Raw genomic sequence first — 18,573 nt, forward strand, 5'->3', positions numbered from 1 at the left:
TGCTGGCGCGCCGACTGGATGCCGGAGCAACGAATAGCGACAGCGTAGCGTGAATCGTCCCTGCGTGCAGCCGTGCCGAATTTGACCGCAAGAGCCGGAGTGTTTTGGCGTCGGCGCGCTCGTACACTAGCGTATCGAACCATTTCCATAGCGCTGCCGGCGAAGCCGGCCGCCAGCCAACCGACGATGAACTCACACCGAACCGCGACTTCCCCACTCGCCGCGACGATCTCCCCCGCGCCAACCATCGATAGCCGCGTCGATGCGCTCGACTGGCGCCAGATCGAACAGGACCTCGATCAATACGGTTGTGCCGCCGTACCGCAACTGATCAGCCCGCGCGAGTGCGACGCGCTCGCGGCGCTCTATCCGCGCGACGACCTTTATCGCAGCCGCGTCGTGATGGCACGCCACGGTTTCGGCCGCGGCGAATACAAGTACTTTGCCTATCCGCTGCCGACGCTCATCGGCGAATTGCGCGGCGCGATCTATCCGCATCTGGTGCCGGTTGCGAACCGCTGGAACCGCGCCATGGGCATCGACGTGCGTTACCCGGAAGAACACGCGGAATTCATTCGACGCTGCCACGACGCCGGCCAGGTTCGCCCGACGCCGCTGATCCTGCAATACGGCGAAGGCGATTACAACTGCCTGCATCAGGATCTTTATGGCGAGCATGTATTTCCGCTGCAGGTCGCGATACTGCTATCGGAGCCGGGGCGTGATTTCACCGGCGGCGAGTTCGTGATGACCGAGCAGCGTCCGCGCATGCAATCGCGCGCCGAAGTCGTGCCGCTCGCGAAGGGCGACGCGGTCGTGTTTACCGTGAATAGTCGGCCGGTGCAGGGCACGCGCGGGCCGTATCGCGTGAATCTGCGGCATGGCGTGAGCCGTTTGCGCTCCGGGCATCGGCATACGGTCGGGATCATCTTTCACGACGCGCAGTAAGCGCTCTAAAGGCAATGGCGCGGCACCGAGCTCCATGAGACGATAAAGGCCGCGTTTTCAGCGATTCCCGAAGCTCAGCGAAATAGCCGCCACGTCCGATGGAAAACCTGCTCAAGAAACTCGACCTCACTTCGCTGCGCCTGTTCGTCGCCGTCTGTCAGGAGCGCAACATCGCGCGCGCGGCGGAGCGCGAGTTCATCGCATCGTCGGCGGTGAGCCGGCGCATCGCCGAGATCGAGGCAATGATCGGTCTGCCGGTCATTCAGCGCCAGTCGCGCGGCATCACCGTGACACCGGTCGGCGAAACCGTGCTGCGCTACGCGCTCGCGATCATCGGCAACATCGAGCAGATGAGCGCGGAGTTGTCGCGCTTTTCGTCGGGCGTGAAAGGGCGCGTGCGGGTGGTCGCGAATCTGTCGTCGATCGTGCAGTTTCTGCCCGAAGACGTCGCCGCGTTCGGCCGCGCGTTTCCGGACGTGTCGATCGAACTCGAAGAAGAAAACAGCGCGGACGTGCTGCGTATCGTCGATGAACACGGCGCGGATTTCGGCATCTGCAACCGGGTAGAAGGCAGCGAGGCGTTCGAGCAGGTGCCGTATCGCCAGGACCGGCTTGCGGTGCTGGTACCGGGCGGTCATCGGCTCGCGGGCACCACGCGCGTCGCGTTCGATGAACTGCTCGACGACAGCTTCGTCGGGCTACGCAGCGAAAGCGCGCTGACGCGTCTGCTCGCGCAGCAGGCCACGAGCGCCGGGCGGCCGCTCGATGTGCGGATCCGCGTGAGCAGTCTCGACGCGCTGTGCCGGATGGTGCATGCGGGGCTCGGCATTGCGATCGTGCCCGAGCAGGTCGCGCAGCTGTATGTGAATACGCTCGACGTGCGCCTGCTGTCGCTCGGCGATGCATGGGCCGAGCGACATCTGATCATGATCTTCAAGGCACGCGAGCAGTTGAGCGCGAGCGCGGCCGCATTGGTCGCGTTTCTCGGCAGCCAGGGCCAGAGTCAGGCTTAGACAGCTCACGTAAAACACTGTGCCGAACGCCGCGGGCAACGCAAGTACCGCGGCCAACTCATACCGCGGCGCAGCATTCGAGCATTCGCGAAACGAGACGGCAGCATTGCCAGACCAACACTTCGGCATCGACATTGCGCGCCGTATAGTGGGCGCAAGGAGATGCCTCGATGAGCGATACGATTCGTCTGGACGGCCGTGTGCTGTACCTGTCGCAGGACCCGGCGGTGATCGAAGCGCAACTGGCCGGCGAAAACTTCACGTGCGCGACGGCAGGGCCGCTGCGCGACAACGTTTCCACCGACGAAATCACACCGGTCACCGTGATGCTCACGTACGACGAGCGCCTCGGCCAGTATCCGTACGTCGGCTTCAAGGCGGGCGAGCGTGTGCCGATCGGCCGCAACGCGGTGAAGGACGGCGGCTTCCAGGTGACGGTGGCGGGCAAGCGCTATGGCAAGGGTTCGTCGCGCGAATCGAGTCCGCTCGCGGAGTTGTCGGCCGGTATCCGGCTGATCGTCGCGGAGAGCTTCGAGCGGATCTATCAGCAGAACTGCGACAACATCGGCATTCTGACCACCACTGATTTTCCGGTGCTCGATCGCCTGGTTGCGGGCGAAGCCGTGCCGATCGACGAATTCCTGAAGGGCCGCGATGCGCTGACGCAACAGATCATCCGCAGCGGCGGATTGCTCGCGTACAGCAAATTCGCGGACTGGCCGGTGCCGGGCGAGCGCGATAGCGCGACCGCAATCGATGCGGCGTCCACCGAACCGAAGACGCTGGTCGAGAAGATCATCGAGCGTCATCTGCATCCGGGTACCGTGAGCGCGCGACGGGGCGATGGCGTATTCATCGCCGCCGACTGGCGCTTCAGCCACGACTATTTCACCGGGATGTGCGCGCACCTGATGCATCGCGCGTTCGGCAAGCCGGCGCCGTTGCATGCGCCCGATCACATCATCGCGTTTCAGGATCATCTGGTGCTCGCGCCGCAAAGTATTCCGCACGTGCGCGACGGCTTGCTGCCTGGTGTCGCGAATCTGATGGAAGGCCATACGTCGTTCGCACGCGACTATCCGGTGCGCGCGCATGGCGCGCTCGACGGCGCGCCGGGTTCGGAAGGGATCTGTCATGCGTTGATGGCCGAGCAATACGTGTTGCCGGGCCAGGTCGCGTGCGGCACCGATTCGCACACGCCGCATTCGGGCGCGCTCGGCTGCCTCGCGTTCGGTGCGGGCGCAACCGAGATCGCGAATAGCTGGGTAACGGGCTACGTGCGCTGCAAGGTGCCGCAGACGCTGCGTATCGAGATCGACGGCCGCCTGCGCGATGGCGTCAGCGCGAAGGACGTCGTGCTGCATCTGTTGCATCTCGATGCGATCCGCTCAGGCGGCGCGATCGGTCTCGTGTTCGAATATGGCGGCGAGGCGGTGCGCGCGATGTCGATCGACGAACGCGCGACGCTGGCCAACATGGTCGCGGAACTCGGCGGCTTTACCGGCATCGTCGAGCCTGACGAACGCACGGTCGCGTTTCTGAAGGAACGGCGTGGCATCGATTTCGCGCTTGAAAGCTGGATGAAAAGCGATGCGGGCGCGAGCTATCACGACACGATCCGTATCGATGCGAACGCAATCGAACCGATGCTCGCGCGTCCGGGCGACCCCGGCAACGGCATGCCGGCGCCGCAACTGAACGAGGACGTCGCGATCGATATCGCGTACGGCGGCTCGTGCACCGCGGGCAAGCGCGAAGACTTCGATTTCTATCACGAGGTGCTGCGCTGGGGTGTCGAGCATGGTATTCGCGTTGCGGACGGCACGCGTCTGTATCTGCAGTTCGGCACGATGGCGGTGCGCGCGTACTGTGAAGAGCAGGGCTATCTGCCGGTGTTCGAACGCGCGGGCGTGACACTCGTGATGCCGGGCTGCGGCTCGTGTGCGAACTGCGGGCCGGGGCAATCGGCCGATGCGAAGGACGTGACGATCAGCGCGATCAACCGCAATTTCCCGGGCCGCTCGGGGCCTGGCGATGTATGGCTCGCGAGTCCCTATACGGTCGCGGCGAGCGCGTTGGCCGGAAAAATTATGACCTTCGAACAATTGAAGCGCGCGCACGGCTAGAATGCTGGCCGGAATTCGGCCCGGCAGCGCAGCCTGACAGCGCGATCCGGCAGCAGCGTGACAAAGGAGACACACAACATGGCATCCCCCGACCAAGCGGGGTCCGTCGCGCGCAGCGGCGGCAACGCAGCCTATCCCGCCGGCGCGGCGACTCAATCCGCCGACACGGCCGACACGCCCGGTACCACCGGCGCCACCGCGTCGCTCGACGCAGGCAGCATTTCCGCACGCCTCGACAGGCTGCCCGCCACGCGTTCCATCTGGAAGTTCGTGGTGCTGCTGAGCCTCGGCTTCTTCTTCGAACTCTACGACCTGCTTTATTCCGGCTATGTCGCGCCGGGTCTCGTCAAGAGCGGAATACTCACCGCGACCACGCACGGGCTGTTCGGCTCGACCGGTGTCGCGAGCTTTATCGCCGCGCTGTTCAGCGGCCTGTTTATCGGCACGATCGCGTGCGGTTTTCTCGCGGATCGCTTCGGGCGCCGCGCGGTGTTCACGTATTCGCTGCTGTGGTACACGGCGGCCAATGTCGTGATGGCGTTTCAGGAGACCGCCACTGGCCTCAATTTCTGGCGCTTTATCGCGGGTGTCGGCATCGGCGTCGAACTGGTGACGATCGGTACTTACATTTCCGAGCTGGTCCCCAAGCAGATTCGCGGCCGTGCATTCGCGTGCGAGCAGGCGGTCGGTTTTACCGCGGTGCCGGTCGTCGCGTTTCTGTCGTGGTTTCTGGTGCCGCGCACGCTGCTCGGTCTCGACGGCTGGCGCTGGGTCGTGCTGATCGGCGCGCACGGCGCGTTGTTCGTGTGGTGGATTCGTCGCGCGCTGCCGGAAAGCCCGCGCTGGCTCGCGCAGCGCGGACGTCTTGCCGAAGCCGATAGCGTGATGCGCACACTCGAAGCAAAAGTACGCAGCGAATACGGCCGCGAGTTGCCGCCGCCCGCGCCGCCGGTGCCGGTCGCGCCGCGCGGCAGCTTCCGCGACATGTGGGTGCCGCCGTACCGCAGCCGCACGCTGATGATGACGATCTTCAACATCTTCCAGACGGTCGGCTTCTACGGCTTCGCGAACTGGGTGCCGACGCTGCTGATCAAGCAGGGCATCACGATTACGACGAGCCTGATGTATTCGAGCGTGATCGCACTGGCCGCGCCGATCGGTCCGGTGATCGGCCTCTTTATCGGCGATCGTTTCGAGCGCAAGACCGTGATCGTCGTGATGGCCGGCGTGAATATCGTGTGCGGGCTATGGTTCAGCCAGGCATCGGGCGCGGTGCTGCTGGTGAGCCTCGGCGTGTGCCTGACGCTCGCCGGCAACATCATTTCGTATAGCTATCACGCGTATCAGACCGAGCTGTTCCCGACCAGCATCCGGGCGCGCGCAGTCGGCTTCGTCTACTCGTGGAGCCGTTTTTCCGCGATTTTCACCGCGTTCATGATCGCGGCCGTGCTGCGCAACTTCGGCACGACCGGCGTGTTCGTGTTCATCGCCGGCGCGATGCTGATCGTGATGCTGGCGATCGGTTTGATGGGTCCGCGCACCAACGGGCTCGAACTCGAGAAGATCTCCGAGTAACGAGCAAGTAGCGCGCGTTCAGAACAACTGCCTTTGCCCCGACATCAGCGTCGTGAAGTCGTCGCGCAGCATAGGCAGAATCGCATCGGCCACCGGCTGCAATTGCCGCGTCAGATAGTGCTCGTAGTCGATGGCCGAGCTCAGCGTTTCGAGCGGTTCGGGGCCGGCCACCGTCATCACGTAGCTGATCCAGCCGCCGTTCTGATATTGCAGCGGACGTCCCTGCTTGCGGTTGAAGTCATCGGCAACGCGCGCGGCGCGCACATGCGGCGGCACGTTGCGTTCGTAAGCATCGATTGGCCGGCGCAACTGCTTGCGATACACGAGCTGTTCGTCGAGCCGGCCCGCGAGCGTATCGCGTACATAGTCGCGCACGTAATCCTGATACGGCTGCTGTCTGAAGATGCGCCCGTATAGCTCCTGCTGGAATTGCTGCGCGAGCGGCGTCCAGTCCGTGCGCACGGTTTCGAGCCCTTTGTAGACGACGTCCTCGCTGCCGTCCGGCAGCACGGTGAGACCCGCATAGCGTTTCTTGCTGCCTTCCTCGGCACCGCGCACCGTCGGCATGAAAAAGCGCCGGTAGTGCCGCTCGAATTGCAGTTCGAGTGCGCTGTCGAGTCCGAAACGGGCCTGCAGTGTGTCGCGCCACGCCGCGTTGATATGTTCGACCAGCGCGCGTCCGATGCGCGCGGCGTCGTCCTCGCCGTGCGCATGCTTCAGCCACACGAAGGTCGAATCGGTGTCGCCGTAGATCACTTCATAGCCTTGCGCCTGAATCAGCTCGCGCGTCGTATGCATGATCTCGTGACCGCGCATCGTGATCGACGACGCAAGACGTGGGTCGAAAAAGCGGCAACCGGTCGAGCCGAGCACACCGTAGAACGCGTTCATGATGATCTTCAGCGCCTGCGACAACGGCTTGTTGTGTTCGCGCTTGGCTGCTTCGCGCGCCTGCCAGACCTGCGTGACCACCGACGGCAGACAGTGGCGCGTGCGTGAGAAGCGCGCGCCGAGAAAGCCCGGCACCGAGTGCTCATCGTCGGGATGCCGCATCCCTTCGATCAGACCTAGCGGATCGATCAGAAACGTCCGGATGATCGACGGATAAAGGCTCTTGTAGTCGAGCACCAGCACCGAATCGTAGAGGCCAGGCCGCGAGTCCATCACGAAGCCGCCGGGGCTCGCGGCACCGGCCACGTCGCCGAGATTCGGCGCGACATAGCCTTGCCGATGCATGCGCGGCATGTACAGATGCGTGAATGCCGCAACCGAGCCGCCGCTGCGATCGGCGGCGAGACCGGTGACGGTCGCGCGTTCGAGCAGGAACGGCAGCAGCTCCGTCTTCGCGAAGATGCGCGTGACCAGCTCGCAATCCTTCAGGTTGTAGCGCGCGAGTTCGGGCTTGTCCTCGTCGAAGCGGCGCTGGATTTCATCCATCCGCTGATACGGGTTGTCGATCGCCTTGCCTTCGCCGAGCACCGAACGCGACACGTATTCGAGGCTGAACGACGGGAAGGTCCACGTCGCCGATTTCAGCGCCTCGATACCGTCAATGATCAAGCGGCCCGCCGCGCCCGCGAAGAAGTGATTGCGCGTGACGCCATGTTCGCGCCACTCCATCACCGCACCGCCGCGGCCGATGCGCAGCGGCACCCGATACTGCTCCGAATGTTGCTGCAGCACTTTCAGATCGAACTGCACGAGATTCCAGCCGATGATCGCATCGGGATCGTGCCGCTCCATCCATTCGATCAGCTTTTCGAGCAGTTGCGCGCGGGTGTCGCAGTATTCGAGTTTGAAGTCGAGCGGGCCCGCTTCGGCATTTGGCGGTCCGAGCATATAGACCTGCCGTTCGCCGCAGCCTTCGAGCGCGATCGAATACAGCTCCGCGTGCGCACTCGTTTCGATATCGAGCGACACGAGTTTCAGCGGCGGACGATAACCGGTGGCGGGTTTCAGTTCGCCATTCACTAACGAAGCCGGCGCTGCAGCCGGGGAACCGTTCTGTTGCGCGTCGCCGGTGAAGTACACGGGCGCGGTGATGAAGCGCTCCATCATGTAGCGCTCGTGAGGCTGGATATCGGCTTCGTAGACGTCGACGCCGCCTTCTCTCAAGCGCTTTTCGAGCCCCTTCAGTTGACGATATTGCGGGCAGTAAAGCCCGATGACCGGCCGATGCTGGAAGTCGTACAGGTCGAGCGCGCGCAGCTCCGTTTGCGTTTCGCGGCGCAGGATCGTTTCGGCGCGTTCGCGCTGTTCGGCGGGAATGAAGGCGACCGAAGGTTGAGGGCGCAAGCGGATGTGGCGCGGCCCGCTGTCCGTGGCCAGCCAGAATTCGATCTCCGTGCCGGCGGGAGTGTCCCGCCAATGCCGGGTCAGAATGAAACCCTGCTCAAGCTCAGTCAAACTTCCACCTTTTATCGGACGTCATCGCCTCGCGCGATTTTACCGCCGTGGGCGGCGACGCAGAGGTCCGCAGAGGTGCGGGATTCTGTAGTTTGACCGGCCGATAGAGGGTAGAGCAGGGTAGCGTGCGGTGAATAAAAAAGGCGCTTCGTATGAAGCGCCTCAATGAAGAAAAACACCAATCCGTCAGTCAAGCATGCTCAGGCTTCCAGCGCCAAGGTCGCGAACGTACCCAGCCAGTGTTCGCCCATGTAGTCGCCGGCCACATGCGCCAGCGCGCTTTGCAGATGATGTTCGGCGGTGTCGAACAGCACGGTGCGGCGCACGTCGCCGGCCGGCAGCGCCCGCGCGAGCGAGCGCTGGCACCATGCGCGGCTCAGATTCAGGCCGTCCAGATGCGCGATCTTGCCGTCACTGCGATCGGTTACGGTGGCCGGCTCGAATAGCGTCGCCGGCTGTTTCGCGCCGAGGTCGGGCAGGAAGCGGCCGAACCACGTGGCGAACTGCGCGGGCGGCAGCACGCGGCGCATCAACTCCGCTTCCATCAGCGACGGCGACAGGAATTCGTCGCCGGCCGGCTCCCAGGCCTGACACGCGACGTCGTTCAGAAACCAGCGCTCCGCGGTACTGACGATCAGCGCTTCGAGCGATTCGCGCGAGGTTTGCCGCGCGAAATCGAGCGTCAGTGCGAGCGCGAACGCCATGTTGAAGTGCGTGCCGACGCGCAGCGGGTAGGTCGCCTTCGGCAAAAATTCCTCGAAGCGGTCGACGAAGGTAGCCGTCAGCGGCGCGAAGGATTTGTTCCAACGCGCGGCTTCCGAAATCTTCATCGACTGCAATTGCGCGCTGAGCGCGAGCAGCCACGCCCAGCCATACGGCCGCTCGAAACCGCGGTTGTGCGGCAGGTCGAGATAGGCGAGTTCACCGGCAACGTTCGCGTCGGTGAAATGCTCGTCGACCACCGCGACGATGCGCGCGGCCTCCGGCAGATCCGGAAAGCGCTCCAGCAGATGCAGGATCAGCCAGTAGCCGTGCACGCACGAATGCCAGTCGTAGCTGCCGTAAAAGATCGGATGCAGCGCGCGCGGACCCTGCACGTCCTGCGGCCCGTCGAGCGAGTGCGTGAGCTTGTTCGGATATTCGCGCGTCAGATGCGCAAGCGCGAGATTGGCGAATTTGGATGCGAGTTCGCGGGTGAGTTGGGCAGTCATCGGCGGCTCCTCAGAAGCGGAATACGAACAGGTACAACAGTATGGTGTTGACCATCAGCAATAGTAAAGCGGTCGGCCATTGCGCCTTGATCACGCCGTTCTGGTCTTTCAGTTCCAGCAGCGCGGCGGGGACGATGTTGAAGTTCGCCGCCATCGGCGTCATCAGCGTGCCGCAGAAGCCGGACAGCATGCCGATCGCGCCCAGAATCGCCGGGTTGCCGTGGAACTGATGCACGATCAACGGCAGGCCGATGCCGGCGGTCATCACCGGAAACGCGGCGAATGCGTTGCCCATGATCATCGTAAAGAGCGCCATGCCGAACGTGTAAGCCGCGACGACCGCGAATGAGGAATCGACCGGTATCCACGTCTTGACGAGATCCGACACGACATGACCGACGCCGGCCACCGCGAACAGCGCGCCGAGCGCGGCCAGCATCTGCGGCAGGATCGCGGCCCAGCCGACGGTATCCATCGTGTGGCGGGCGTCCTTCAGCGCATGCACTGGGGAGTCGCGCAGCATGAACAGCGCCGCGCCGAATGCGACCAGCGTGCCGAGCACCAGCGAAATCAGCGTGACGTTCTTCGCTTCGACGAACGGCACGTATTTCAGCGTCAACGTGCCCACCAGCGTGATGACCGGAATCAGCAGCGCAGGGATGAACAGCTTGTTGCCGAAGCGTTGCGCGTTCGCTTCGCGGCGCGCGGCGGCCGCTTCGCCGGCGTTGTCGTTGCGGCCTTTGCCGAGCTTGCCGGAACCGGCGATCAGCGCCAGCGCGATCGCGAGGCAGCCGGTGACGAAATGCGGCAGTTCCGCGCCGAACAGGAACGTCAGCGCGTAAATGCCCCAGAACAGAAAGTTGACCACGCGGCGCGGGTTCGAACGGTCGCGCAGATTGAAGAACGCGAACGCGGCGAACATCAGGCCGGCGAGCACGTACAGCGATTCGAGCTTGATCATCGCGCGGCGCCTCGTCCCAGGGTGTTCATCTTGTGCGACAGATTGCGATCGAGCAGAATCAGACGCACGACATGAATGACGAGCGCGGCGATCGCGGTCGGAATCGCCCATACCGACACCTGCAACGGCTCGACGATGACGCCGTTCTGTTCGAGAAAGCCCTTGATTAGCAGGATCGATTGAATCGCGATGAAGATGTCTTCGCCGAAGAACACGGCGATATTGTCGACCGCCGATGCATTCGCGCGAATCTGCTGACGCACCGCGTCGGGCAGTTCGCCGTAGCGGTTCGCGGCAGCCGCTTCGGCCATCGGCGCGATCAGCGGACGCACCATTTGCGCGTGACCGCCGAGCGACGTCAGACCGAGCGCGGCGGTAATCTGCCGGATCACGAAGTACAGCATCAGCACACGGCCGGTAGTCGCCGCGCGCAGCCGCGAAATCAGATTGCGCGCCTGTTCCTTCAGGCCGTTGCGTTCGAGCAAGGCAATCACCGGCAGCGTGAGCCAGATCAGGCCCATATAGCGGTTATCCGCGAAGGCTTTGCCGAATGCGCTGATGATCTCGACCGTGTGCAGGCCGCCGGCAATACCGGTTGCGATGCCCGCAATCGTCACCACCAGCAGCGCATTGAAGCGCAATGCGAAGCCGAGTACCACGATCGGCACGCCAATCAACACCCCCATCCGACTCTCCTTTTGATCTTCCCCGATGACCCCGTTGTATTGCCGTTGCGCGTCAGCGCGGCGACGGAATCTACCACGATAATTTATCGATAAATAGTTAAGAAAATGTTTTTATGGGGTAAACGCCAGGACGAGCGATTGCGCGATGGAACGCAGTGGTGAAGGAAATGCAGTGAAGGGCGGACGTGATGCGCACACGCTTGCTCGCTCGCGAAGATGCAAGCGTCGCATGTGTGAAGGTCGATGCTGGAGTAGCGGACGAATGAGCGTCGCGCTAAAGCGCGCCTTTACAGGTGCTCGCCCATTGAGCTATCGCCCTGAGTGGTCAACTGCCGCAATTGCTCCAGCAGCTTCACCGCCGGACTCGGCAAGATGCCTTGGCGCCGGCGAAACGCCGTCAACGTACGGCGCCCGACCGCGCCCGGCATCGCCAGCGTATCGAACACACGCGCCTTGCTCTCGGTCACGTACATCGTCGACGCCATCCAGCTCAGGAAGCCGGAGCGCGCAACCAGACTTTTCAATGCGGTAATCGAGCGCGTTTCGACGACCACATTCGGCAGTCCCAGCCCCTGCTCGGCAAACACGCTTTGCATATGCTCGAACGGCGCGGTGCCGCGCGGCGGAATCGCCCAGCGCTCGTTCAGCGTATCGGCGAGCGTCAGACCGGACTTACTCCGCAACGGATGATCGGTTGCGGCGACCACATAGCTGGTGTCTTCCCAGCGGCAATCGGCGATCGCCGTGATCTCGTCGGTATCGGGCACCACCATGCTGAGCGCGAGATCGATTTCGCGTTTGACGAGCGCATCGGCGAGCCGGTCCCACACGCCTTCGATGATCTGCACACGCAGATTCGGCCACTTGCCGAGCACGCCGCTCACCGCGAGCGGCAGCACGAGGCTCGCGACACTGCCCACCGCGCCCACGCGGATCGTGCCGCGCGCAAGGCCGCGCAGCGCGTCGATTTCCTCGCGCGCCTGTTCGGCTTCGCGTTGCAGCAGAATGGCATGCGGCAGCAGTGCCTCGCCGACCGCGGTCAGATGCATGCCGCGCGAGTGCCGCTCGAACAGCGGCGCGCCGACCTGTTCTTCGAGCCGCCGGATGGTCCGGCTCAGCGCCGGCTGCGTGATATGCAGCGCGTCCGCGGCGCGGCCGAGACTGCCGCTGGCGACGATCGTCGCGAACGCCTGCAATTGCTGAAGGTTATAAGTCATGCCGAAAGGTAATGCCTTTTCTCAAAATAGGCAATTTTGGGTTGGCGAAGCGGCGATGATAATGGCTGTCGGATCTTTCGCGGTTACAAGACAGGAGACTTCGCATGACAGGCAGCGCGCCGCAACACAATCACGGGCAGGCGGACAAACCGGGCGCTCAGGACGCTCAGGCTCAGGTCACCCCGCAATGGACCGTTCGCGACGCGGTGATCGACTTCGCGCGCCGCGTCGGCATCACGACGATCTTCGCGAACCCCGGCTCGACCGAGCTGCCGATGTTCCGCGATTTCCCGGCCGATTTCCGCTACGTGCTCGGTCTGCAGGAAGCGGTGGTGGTCGGCATGGCCGACGGCCACGCACAGATCACCGGCAACGCGGCGCTCGTCAATCTGCATTCGGCGGCCGGCGTCGGCAACGCGATGGGCAACATCTTCACCGCGTTTCGCAACCGCACGCCGCTCATCGTCACCGCGGGTCAGCAGGCCCGCTCGATTCTTCCTTTCGATCCGTTCCTCGCCGCGACCCAGGCCACCGAATTGCCGAAGCCCTATGTGAAATGGAGCATCGAACCGGCGCGCGCCGAGGACGTGCCGCTCGCAATCGCGCGCGCTTACGCGATCGCGATGCAGGAGCCGCGCGGCCCGGTGTTCGTATCGATTCCCGCCGACGACTGGGACCAGCCGGCCGCGCGCGTGGCCGAACGCGAGGTCGCGCACGTGATGCGCCCGGACCCTGCGATGCTCGCGCGCATCGGCGCGCTGCTCGACGCGTGCGAGCGGCCCGCGTTCGTGGTCGGCAGCGCGGTCGATCGCGCGGGTGCGGCGGCGGATGTCGTGCAGCTCGCGGAGCGGCATCGCGCGCGCGTCTACGTGGCGCCGATGACCGCGCGTTGCAGCTTCCCCGAACAACATCGGCTGTTCGCGGGCTTTCTGCCTGCGATGCGCGAGCGCATCGTCGAACTGCTCGACGGGCACGATGCGATCTTCGTGATCGGCGCGCCTGCATTTACGTATCACGTCGAAGGCAGCGGCCCGCATGTACCGGCGGGCGCGCAGCTGTGTCAGCTGATCGACGACCCGGGTGTCGCCGCGTGGACGCCGCAAGGCATCGCGGCGGCCGGCAACGTGCGGCTCGGCGTGCAGGAACTGCTCGCGCGCGCCGCGCCGAAAGCACGCGAATTGCCGGCGCCACGAGCAGTAGCGCCGCGCGCTCTGCCGCCGGCCGCAGGCGAGCGGATGTCGGCCGCCTTCGCGTTGCAGACGCTCGCCGAGGTGCGCGATCCCGATGGCATCGTCGTCGAGGAAGCGCCCAGCTCGCGGCCCGCGATGCAGACCTACCTGCCGATCCCACGCGCCGGCGCATTCGTGACGATGGACAGCGGCGGCCTCGGCTATGCGATGCCGGCGGCGGTCGGCGTTGCGCTGGCACGACCGGGCGAGCGCGTGATCGCGCTGGTCGGCGACGGTTCGAGCATGTACTCGATCCAGGCGATCTGGAGCGCGGTGCAATTGCGGCTGCCGATTACGTTCGTGATTCTGAACAACGCACGCTACGCGGCGCTGCAGGATTTCGCGCCGGTCTTCGGCTTCGCGCCGCACGAGACGGTGCAGGGCACGGATCTGACGGGCCTCGACTTCGTCACGCTCGCGGCGGGCATGGGCTGCCCCGGTGCGCGGGTCAGCGACGCGGCGCAACTGGCGGACACATTGCGACACGCGCTGTCGGTCGATTCAGCTAATAGCGCGCACGGCGGCCCGACGCTGGTCGAAGTGATCATCGCGTAATAGCCGATGTGTGACGCGCATTCCCATTCAAAACGGAGACAAACGATGAAGACCGTATCAATGCTGATCGCTGGCGAGCAGGTGCAGGCACGTAACGGCGCGACCTTCGAGCGCCGCAACCCGCTCGATGGCGAAGTGGCGACGCGCGCGCCGGCCGCGAGCGTCGAAGATGCGGTGGCCGCCGTCGATGCCGCCGCCGCCGCGTTTCCCGTGTGGTCGGCGATGGGCCCGAGCGAGCGCCGCGCGTTGCTGACGAAGGCCGCCCATGCACTCGAAGCGAAGGCCGACGCATTTGCCGCCGCGATGGCCGCCGAGACCGGCGCATCGGGTATCTGGGCCGGCTTCAACGTGCATCTGGCGGCGGCGGGTTTGATCGAAGCGGCTGCACTCACCACGCAGGTGGCCGGCGAACTGATTCCATCCGATGTGCCGGGCAGCCTCGCGATGGGCGTGCGCCAGCCGGCGGGCGTGGTGCTCGGCATGGCACCGTGGAATGCGCCGGTGATCCTCGCGGTCCGTGCGATCGCGCTGCCGCTCGCATGCGGCAACACGGTGGTGCTGAAGGGCTCGGAGATTTGCCCGGCAACTCACGGCCTGATCATCGAAGCGATGCAGCAAGCAGGCTTGCCGCGCGGCACCGTGAACTTCGTCACGAACGCGCCGGCCGACGCCGCGCGTATCGTCGACGCGATGATCGGACATCCGGCCGTGCGGCGCGTGAACTTCACTGGCTCGACGCGCGTGGGCCGCATCATCGCCGAGATCTGTGCGCGCAATCTGAAGCCCGCGGTGCTCGAACTCGGCGGCAAGGCGCCGCTCGTCGTGCTCGACGATGCCGATATCGGCGCGGCGGTGAACGCAGCCGTGTTCGGCGCGTTCGCAAATTCCGGGCAGATCTGCATGTCGACGGAACGCATCATCGTCGACGAAAGCATCGCCGATATGTTCGTCGATCAACTCGCCGCGCGGGCGCGCGCGTTGCCGCTCGGCGATCCGCGCAAGGGTCCGGTCGTGCTCGGCTCGGTGGTCGATATGAGTACCGTCGAGCGCTGCAACGCGCTGATCGACGACGCGCTCGCGAAAGGCGCGACGCTCGTATGCGGCGGCAAGAGCGAAACCACGCTGATGCCCGCGACGCTGCTCGATCGCGTGACGCCCGACATGCGCATCTACCACGACGAATCGTTCGGCCCGGTGAAGCCGATCGTGCGAGTGCGCGGCGAAGACGCCGCGATTGCATGCGCGAACGACAACGAATACGGGCTATCCGCCGCCGTGTTCAGCTGCGACACGGCGCGCGCGTTGAACGTCGCGAAGCGCATCGAATCGGGCATCTGCCATGTGAACGGCCCGACCGTGCACGACGAAGCGCAGATGCCGTTCGGCGGCGTGAAGGCGAGCGGCTTCGGCCGCTTCGGCGGCAAGGCGGGGATCGCGGAATTTACCGATCTGCGCTGGGTCACGCTGCAAACGACGCCGCGTCACTATCCGTTCTAAACCGAAGCGTCGCGATGCCGGAGGCTGCGGGTAGCGCGGTTTCCGGCGTGGGCGCGATGGTTGCGCAGGCCAACAACCCACTTGCTTTCGACGAAGTGCACGTCGCCGATAACGTGCGGCATGCGCTCGCGCCGTCGACGCGCGCGGCTCGTCTTGACACGTCAAAGCAAAGTCCGAAGTAAAGCCCGTAGTAAAGCCCGTAGTAAAGCCGCCGGAGCCGCGGCCAAAGTCATGCCGAAACGTCATGGCTTTTGCGCGAATCGGAAATGCCCATCGCATCCGGCGCTGGCCATACTTGACGGCACCCAAAAAAGATAAACGCGCACCCAGCGCAAATCATGGAGACAAGCTGATGAATTACGTTCCTCCGGCTTCCGCGACGGCTTCGAGCGCGCGCGACGAAGCGGCGCTTGCCGGCATCACGCGCAGCGGCGCGGTCGATATCGGTCACGCGCTCGACGATGGTCCGTACACGCTATTGCAGAAGATCGCGGTGGTGCTCGCGGCACTGTCGATCATCGTCGATGGGTTCGACAGCCAGTTGATCGGCTTCGCGATTCCGATGCTGATCAAGGAGTGGAATATCACGCGCAATGCGTTTGCACCGGTGGTTGCGTCGGGGCTGATCGGCATGGGCATCGGCAGCGCATTCGCGGGTTTGTTCGCCGATCGCTTTGGCCGGCGCTGGGCGGTGATCGGCAGCGTGTTCGTGTTCGGCATTGCAACGTGCTCGATCAGCCTCGCGCCGAACGTCGCGGCAATCGCGGCGCTGCGCTTTGTCGCGGGGCTTGGCATCGGCGGCGCGTTGCCTTCGTCGACCACGCTGACCGCTGAATTTACGCCCGCGCGCTTTCGTACCTTCGCGGTGACTGCGACGATTCTGTGCGTGCCGGCTGGCGGCATGATCGCGGGTCTGTTCGCCGCCCAGGTGCTGCCGGTGTATGGCTGGCGTGGGCTGTTCGTCGCGGGCGGCGTGCTGCCGCTTCTGCTCGCGATCGTGCTGCTGTTTGCGTTGCCGGAATCGCCGCGCTTTCTCGCTCGCCGTCCGCGCCGCTGGCCGGAGCTCGTCAAGCTGCTGCGGCGCATGGAGCGCGACGTGCCGGCCGAGGCGAGCTTCACCGACGTGCGCGAGCAAAGCGCGGAGAAACACGTCGGCTTCACCGCGTTGTTCCGCGACGGCCGTTCGCGCGACACCGTGGCGATCTGGGGCGCGTTCTTCATGTGTCTGCTCGCGGTATATGCGGCCTTTAGCTGGTTGCCGTCGATGCTGACGAGCGAAGGCCTCAGCGTTTCGCTGGCGGGCTACGGTCTGAGCGCTTACAACCTCGGCGGCGTGATCGGCGCAGTGCTGTGCGCGCTGGCGATCGGCCGCTATGGTTCGCGCTGGCCGCTGCTGCTGTGCTGCGCGGGCGGCGTCGCGAGCGCGTGGATGCTGCTCGGCGTCAGCGCAACGCACAGCACGACGCTGATGATCGTCGGCCTCGCGCTGCATGGCCTGTTCGTCAATGCAGTGCAATCGACGATGTACGCACTGTGCGCGTACGTCTATCCGACCAGCGTGCGGGCCACGGGCACCGCGTCGGCGCTCGCATTCGGCCGCGTCGGCGCGATTCTGAGCGCATTCGCGGGCGCGGCGGTGATCACCGCGGGCGGCGCATTCGGTTATCTGCTGATGCTCGGTATTGCGATGGCTGTGGTGCTGGTCGCATTGGCGGTGGTGCGCCGGCATATTCCGCGGGCAGGTGCCGCACCGGCGCACTGATCGACGCTCCCTCGCGATGTGTTCGTATCGCGAGGGGCCGCTCGACACGATCTGATTTTTCCCCTGCTGTCATTCATTCCTCGCGTACCGCGAGGGGATCGCGCACGCGCATTCGATACGCGTTGTGAACTAAAAAATTGCCGGGTGCGCAGCGCGACGCGCATTCAAAACAAGCCTTAAAACAGGAAGCGATGGAGACTATGAAACTTCGGATTGCAGCAGCATTGGTGTTGTCGAGCATCAGCACGATGGTGTGCGCGCAGAGCAGCGTGACGCTCTATGGCATCGTCGATACCGGCATCGAATATGTGTCGCATGCGAATGCGGCGGGCGATAGCGTCGTGCGCATGCCGGGCATCACCGGCGAATTCCCGTCGCGCTGGGGCATACGCGGCACGGAAGGATTGGGCGGCGGCGTGTCGGCGATCTTCGCGCTCGAAAGCGGCTTCAACCTGCGCAACGGTTCGCTGAATCAGGGCGGCCGATTGTTCGGCCGCCAGGCATGGGTCGGCCTGAATACGGCGTATGGTGCGCTGACTTTTGGGCGCCAGTACACGATGACGTTCTGGGCGTTGTCGGATGCCGATCTGTTCGGCCCCGATATCTACGGCGGAACCGCGTCGTTCGATCAATACCTGCCGAGTTCGCGCAGCGACAACACGATCGCGTACAAGGGCAGCTACGGCGGCTTTACGTTGGGCGCGACGTGGTCGTTCGGGCGCGACGCGACCGGCACCGGCAATTCGCCGGGACAGGGCACGTGCGCGGGTCCGACGGCAGGAAATGGACCCACCTGTCGCGAGTGGTCGGCGATGCTGCGCTATGACCGCAACGGCTATGGCGTCGCGGCGGCCTACGATCAGCAGCACGGCGGCCCAGGCGCGCTGGCCAATCTGTACGACGGCACGCCTTCGTTCGACTTCTCGAACCCGAACGACACGGACGTGCGCATGCAATTGAACGGCTATGGTCACGTCGGCAACCTGAAGCTCGGCGGCGGCTGGATCGGCCGACGTGTCGACACCGTCTCGCCGGCCACGCCGAATGTGCATTCCGATCAGTTTTATCTGACGGCCTCATATCCGGTGACGCCGGCGTTTATCGTCGATAGCGGCGTGTATCGCATCGTCAATAGCCGCGACGACGCGCGCGGCACGATTGCCGCGCTACGCACCACGTATCTGCTGTCCAAGCGTACCGCCGTGTATCTGCAGGGTGCGTATCTGTGGAATAGCGACAAGGCCGCCTATACGGTCAGTCAGGGTGGCGGCGGCACGACGCCGGCGCCGGGAGCGGGGCAGCTCGGTTTGATGGCGGGGCTGCGGCATAGCTTCTGAGCGCGCAAGCGCGAACAGCACGCCGGATTCGCGGGCGCTTATTGCTGGTG

At 64.6% G+C, this 18,573-nt stretch carries 14 protein-coding genes; 9 read left to right on the forward strand and 5 right to left on the reverse strand.

Annotated elements, in window-relative coordinates:
* The first annotated feature begins 186 nt into the window (after positions 1 to 186).
* The 4 genes from L0U82_RS22505 (at position 187) to L0U82_RS22520 (ending at position 5,662) form a co-directional block, all read left to right on the forward strand.
* Positions 187 to 948, forward strand: coding sequence for a 2OG-Fe(II) oxygenase (locus L0U82_RS22505; protein WP_233834626.1), 762 nt, complete (start codon positions 187 to 189; stop codon positions 946 to 948).
* A gap of 98 nt (positions 949 to 1,046) precedes the next feature.
* Positions 1,047 to 1,961 carry a LysR family transcriptional regulator gene (locus L0U82_RS22510; RefSeq protein WP_233834628.1) on the forward strand — a complete coding sequence of 305 codons (915 nt, stop codon included), beginning with the start codon at positions 1,047 to 1,049 and terminating at the stop codon, positions 1,959 to 1,961.
* Positions 1,962 to 2,131: 170 nt separating this feature from the next.
* Complete coding sequence (locus L0U82_RS22515; RefSeq protein ID WP_233834630.1) at positions 2,132 to 4,087, forward strand: aconitase family protein; 1,956 nt, start codon at positions 2,132 to 2,134, stop codon at positions 4,085 to 4,087.
* Between the two features lie 78 nt (positions 4,088 to 4,165).
* Positions 4,166 to 5,662, forward strand: a complete 1,497-nt coding sequence (locus L0U82_RS22520) for an MFS transporter (protein WP_233834632.1) — start codon at positions 4,166 to 4,168, stop codon at positions 5,660 to 5,662.
* Positions 5,663 to 5,680: 18 nt separating this feature from the next.
* Here L0U82_RS22520 and L0U82_RS22525 read toward each other — a convergent pair whose 3' ends face one another.
* The 5 genes from L0U82_RS22525 to L0U82_RS22545 all read right to left on the reverse strand — a co-directional run bounded on the left by L0U82_RS22525 (position 5,681) and on the right by L0U82_RS22545 (position 12,143).
* Positions 5,681 to 8,068 carry a DNA polymerase II gene (locus tag L0U82_RS22525; protein ID WP_233834634.1) on the reverse strand — a complete coding sequence of 796 codons (2,388 nt, stop codon included), beginning with the start codon at positions 8,066 to 8,068 and terminating at the stop codon, positions 5,681 to 5,683.
* A 200-nt stretch (positions 8,069 to 8,268) separates the two neighbouring features.
* On the reverse strand, positions 8,269 to 9,279 hold the full coding sequence (locus tag L0U82_RS22530; protein ID WP_233834635.1) for a DUF2891 domain-containing protein: 1,011 nt from the start codon (positions 9,277 to 9,279) through the stop codon (positions 8,269 to 8,271).
* 10 nt (positions 9,280 to 9,289) lie between these two features.
* On the reverse strand, positions 9,290 to 10,240 hold the full coding sequence (locus tag L0U82_RS22535) for a DUF979 domain-containing protein (RefSeq protein ID WP_233834637.1): 951 nt from the start codon (positions 10,238 to 10,240) through the stop codon (positions 9,290 to 9,292).
* Positions 10,237 to 10,926, reverse strand: coding sequence for a DUF969 domain-containing protein (locus L0U82_RS22540; RefSeq protein ID WP_233834639.1), 690 nt, complete (start codon positions 10,924 to 10,926; stop codon positions 10,237 to 10,239). The genes L0U82_RS22535 and L0U82_RS22540 overlap by 4 nt, the downstream gene beginning before the upstream one ends.
* A gap of 287 nt (positions 10,927 to 11,213) precedes the next feature.
* Positions 11,214 to 12,143, reverse strand: a complete 930-nt coding sequence (locus tag L0U82_RS22545) for a LysR family transcriptional regulator (protein ID WP_233834641.1) — start codon at positions 12,141 to 12,143, stop codon at positions 11,214 to 11,216.
* Between the two features lie 104 nt (positions 12,144 to 12,247).
* Here L0U82_RS22545 and mdlC point away from each other — a divergent pair, with 104 nt between their 5' ends.
* The 5 genes from mdlC to L0U82_RS22570 all read left to right on the forward strand — a co-directional run bounded on the left by mdlC (position 12,248) and on the right by L0U82_RS22570 (position 18,523).
* A complete protein-coding gene (mdlC, locus tag L0U82_RS22550) occupies positions 12,248 to 13,927 on the forward strand; it encodes a benzoylformate decarboxylase (protein WP_233834642.1) in 1,680 nt (559 codons plus the stop codon).
* A gap of 45 nt (positions 13,928 to 13,972) precedes the next feature.
* Entirely contained in the window at positions 13,973 to 15,424 is a 1,452-nt protein-coding gene (locus tag L0U82_RS22555) for an aldehyde dehydrogenase (RefSeq protein WP_233834644.1), read from the forward strand.
* Between the two features lie 14 nt (positions 15,425 to 15,438).
* Positions 15,439 to 15,606 (forward strand): hypothetical protein, encoded by a 168-nt coding sequence (locus tag L0U82_RS22560; protein ID WP_233834646.1) that lies wholly within the window; start codon positions 15,439 to 15,441, stop codon positions 15,604 to 15,606.
* Between the two features lie 170 nt (positions 15,607 to 15,776).
* Positions 15,777 to 17,186, forward strand: a complete 1,410-nt coding sequence (locus L0U82_RS22565; protein ID WP_233834648.1) for an MFS transporter — start codon at positions 15,777 to 15,779, stop codon at positions 17,184 to 17,186.
* Between the two features lie 200 nt (positions 17,187 to 17,386).
* Positions 17,387 to 18,523, forward strand: coding sequence for a porin (locus L0U82_RS22570; protein WP_233834650.1), 1,137 nt, complete (start codon positions 17,387 to 17,389; stop codon positions 18,521 to 18,523).
* Positions 18,524 to 18,573: the final 50 nt, after the last annotated feature.

It is taken from the genome of Paraburkholderia sp. ZP32-5 (genome assembly GCF_021390495.1).
GTDB lineage: Bacteria > Pseudomonadota > Gammaproteobacteria > Burkholderiales > Burkholderiaceae > Paraburkholderia.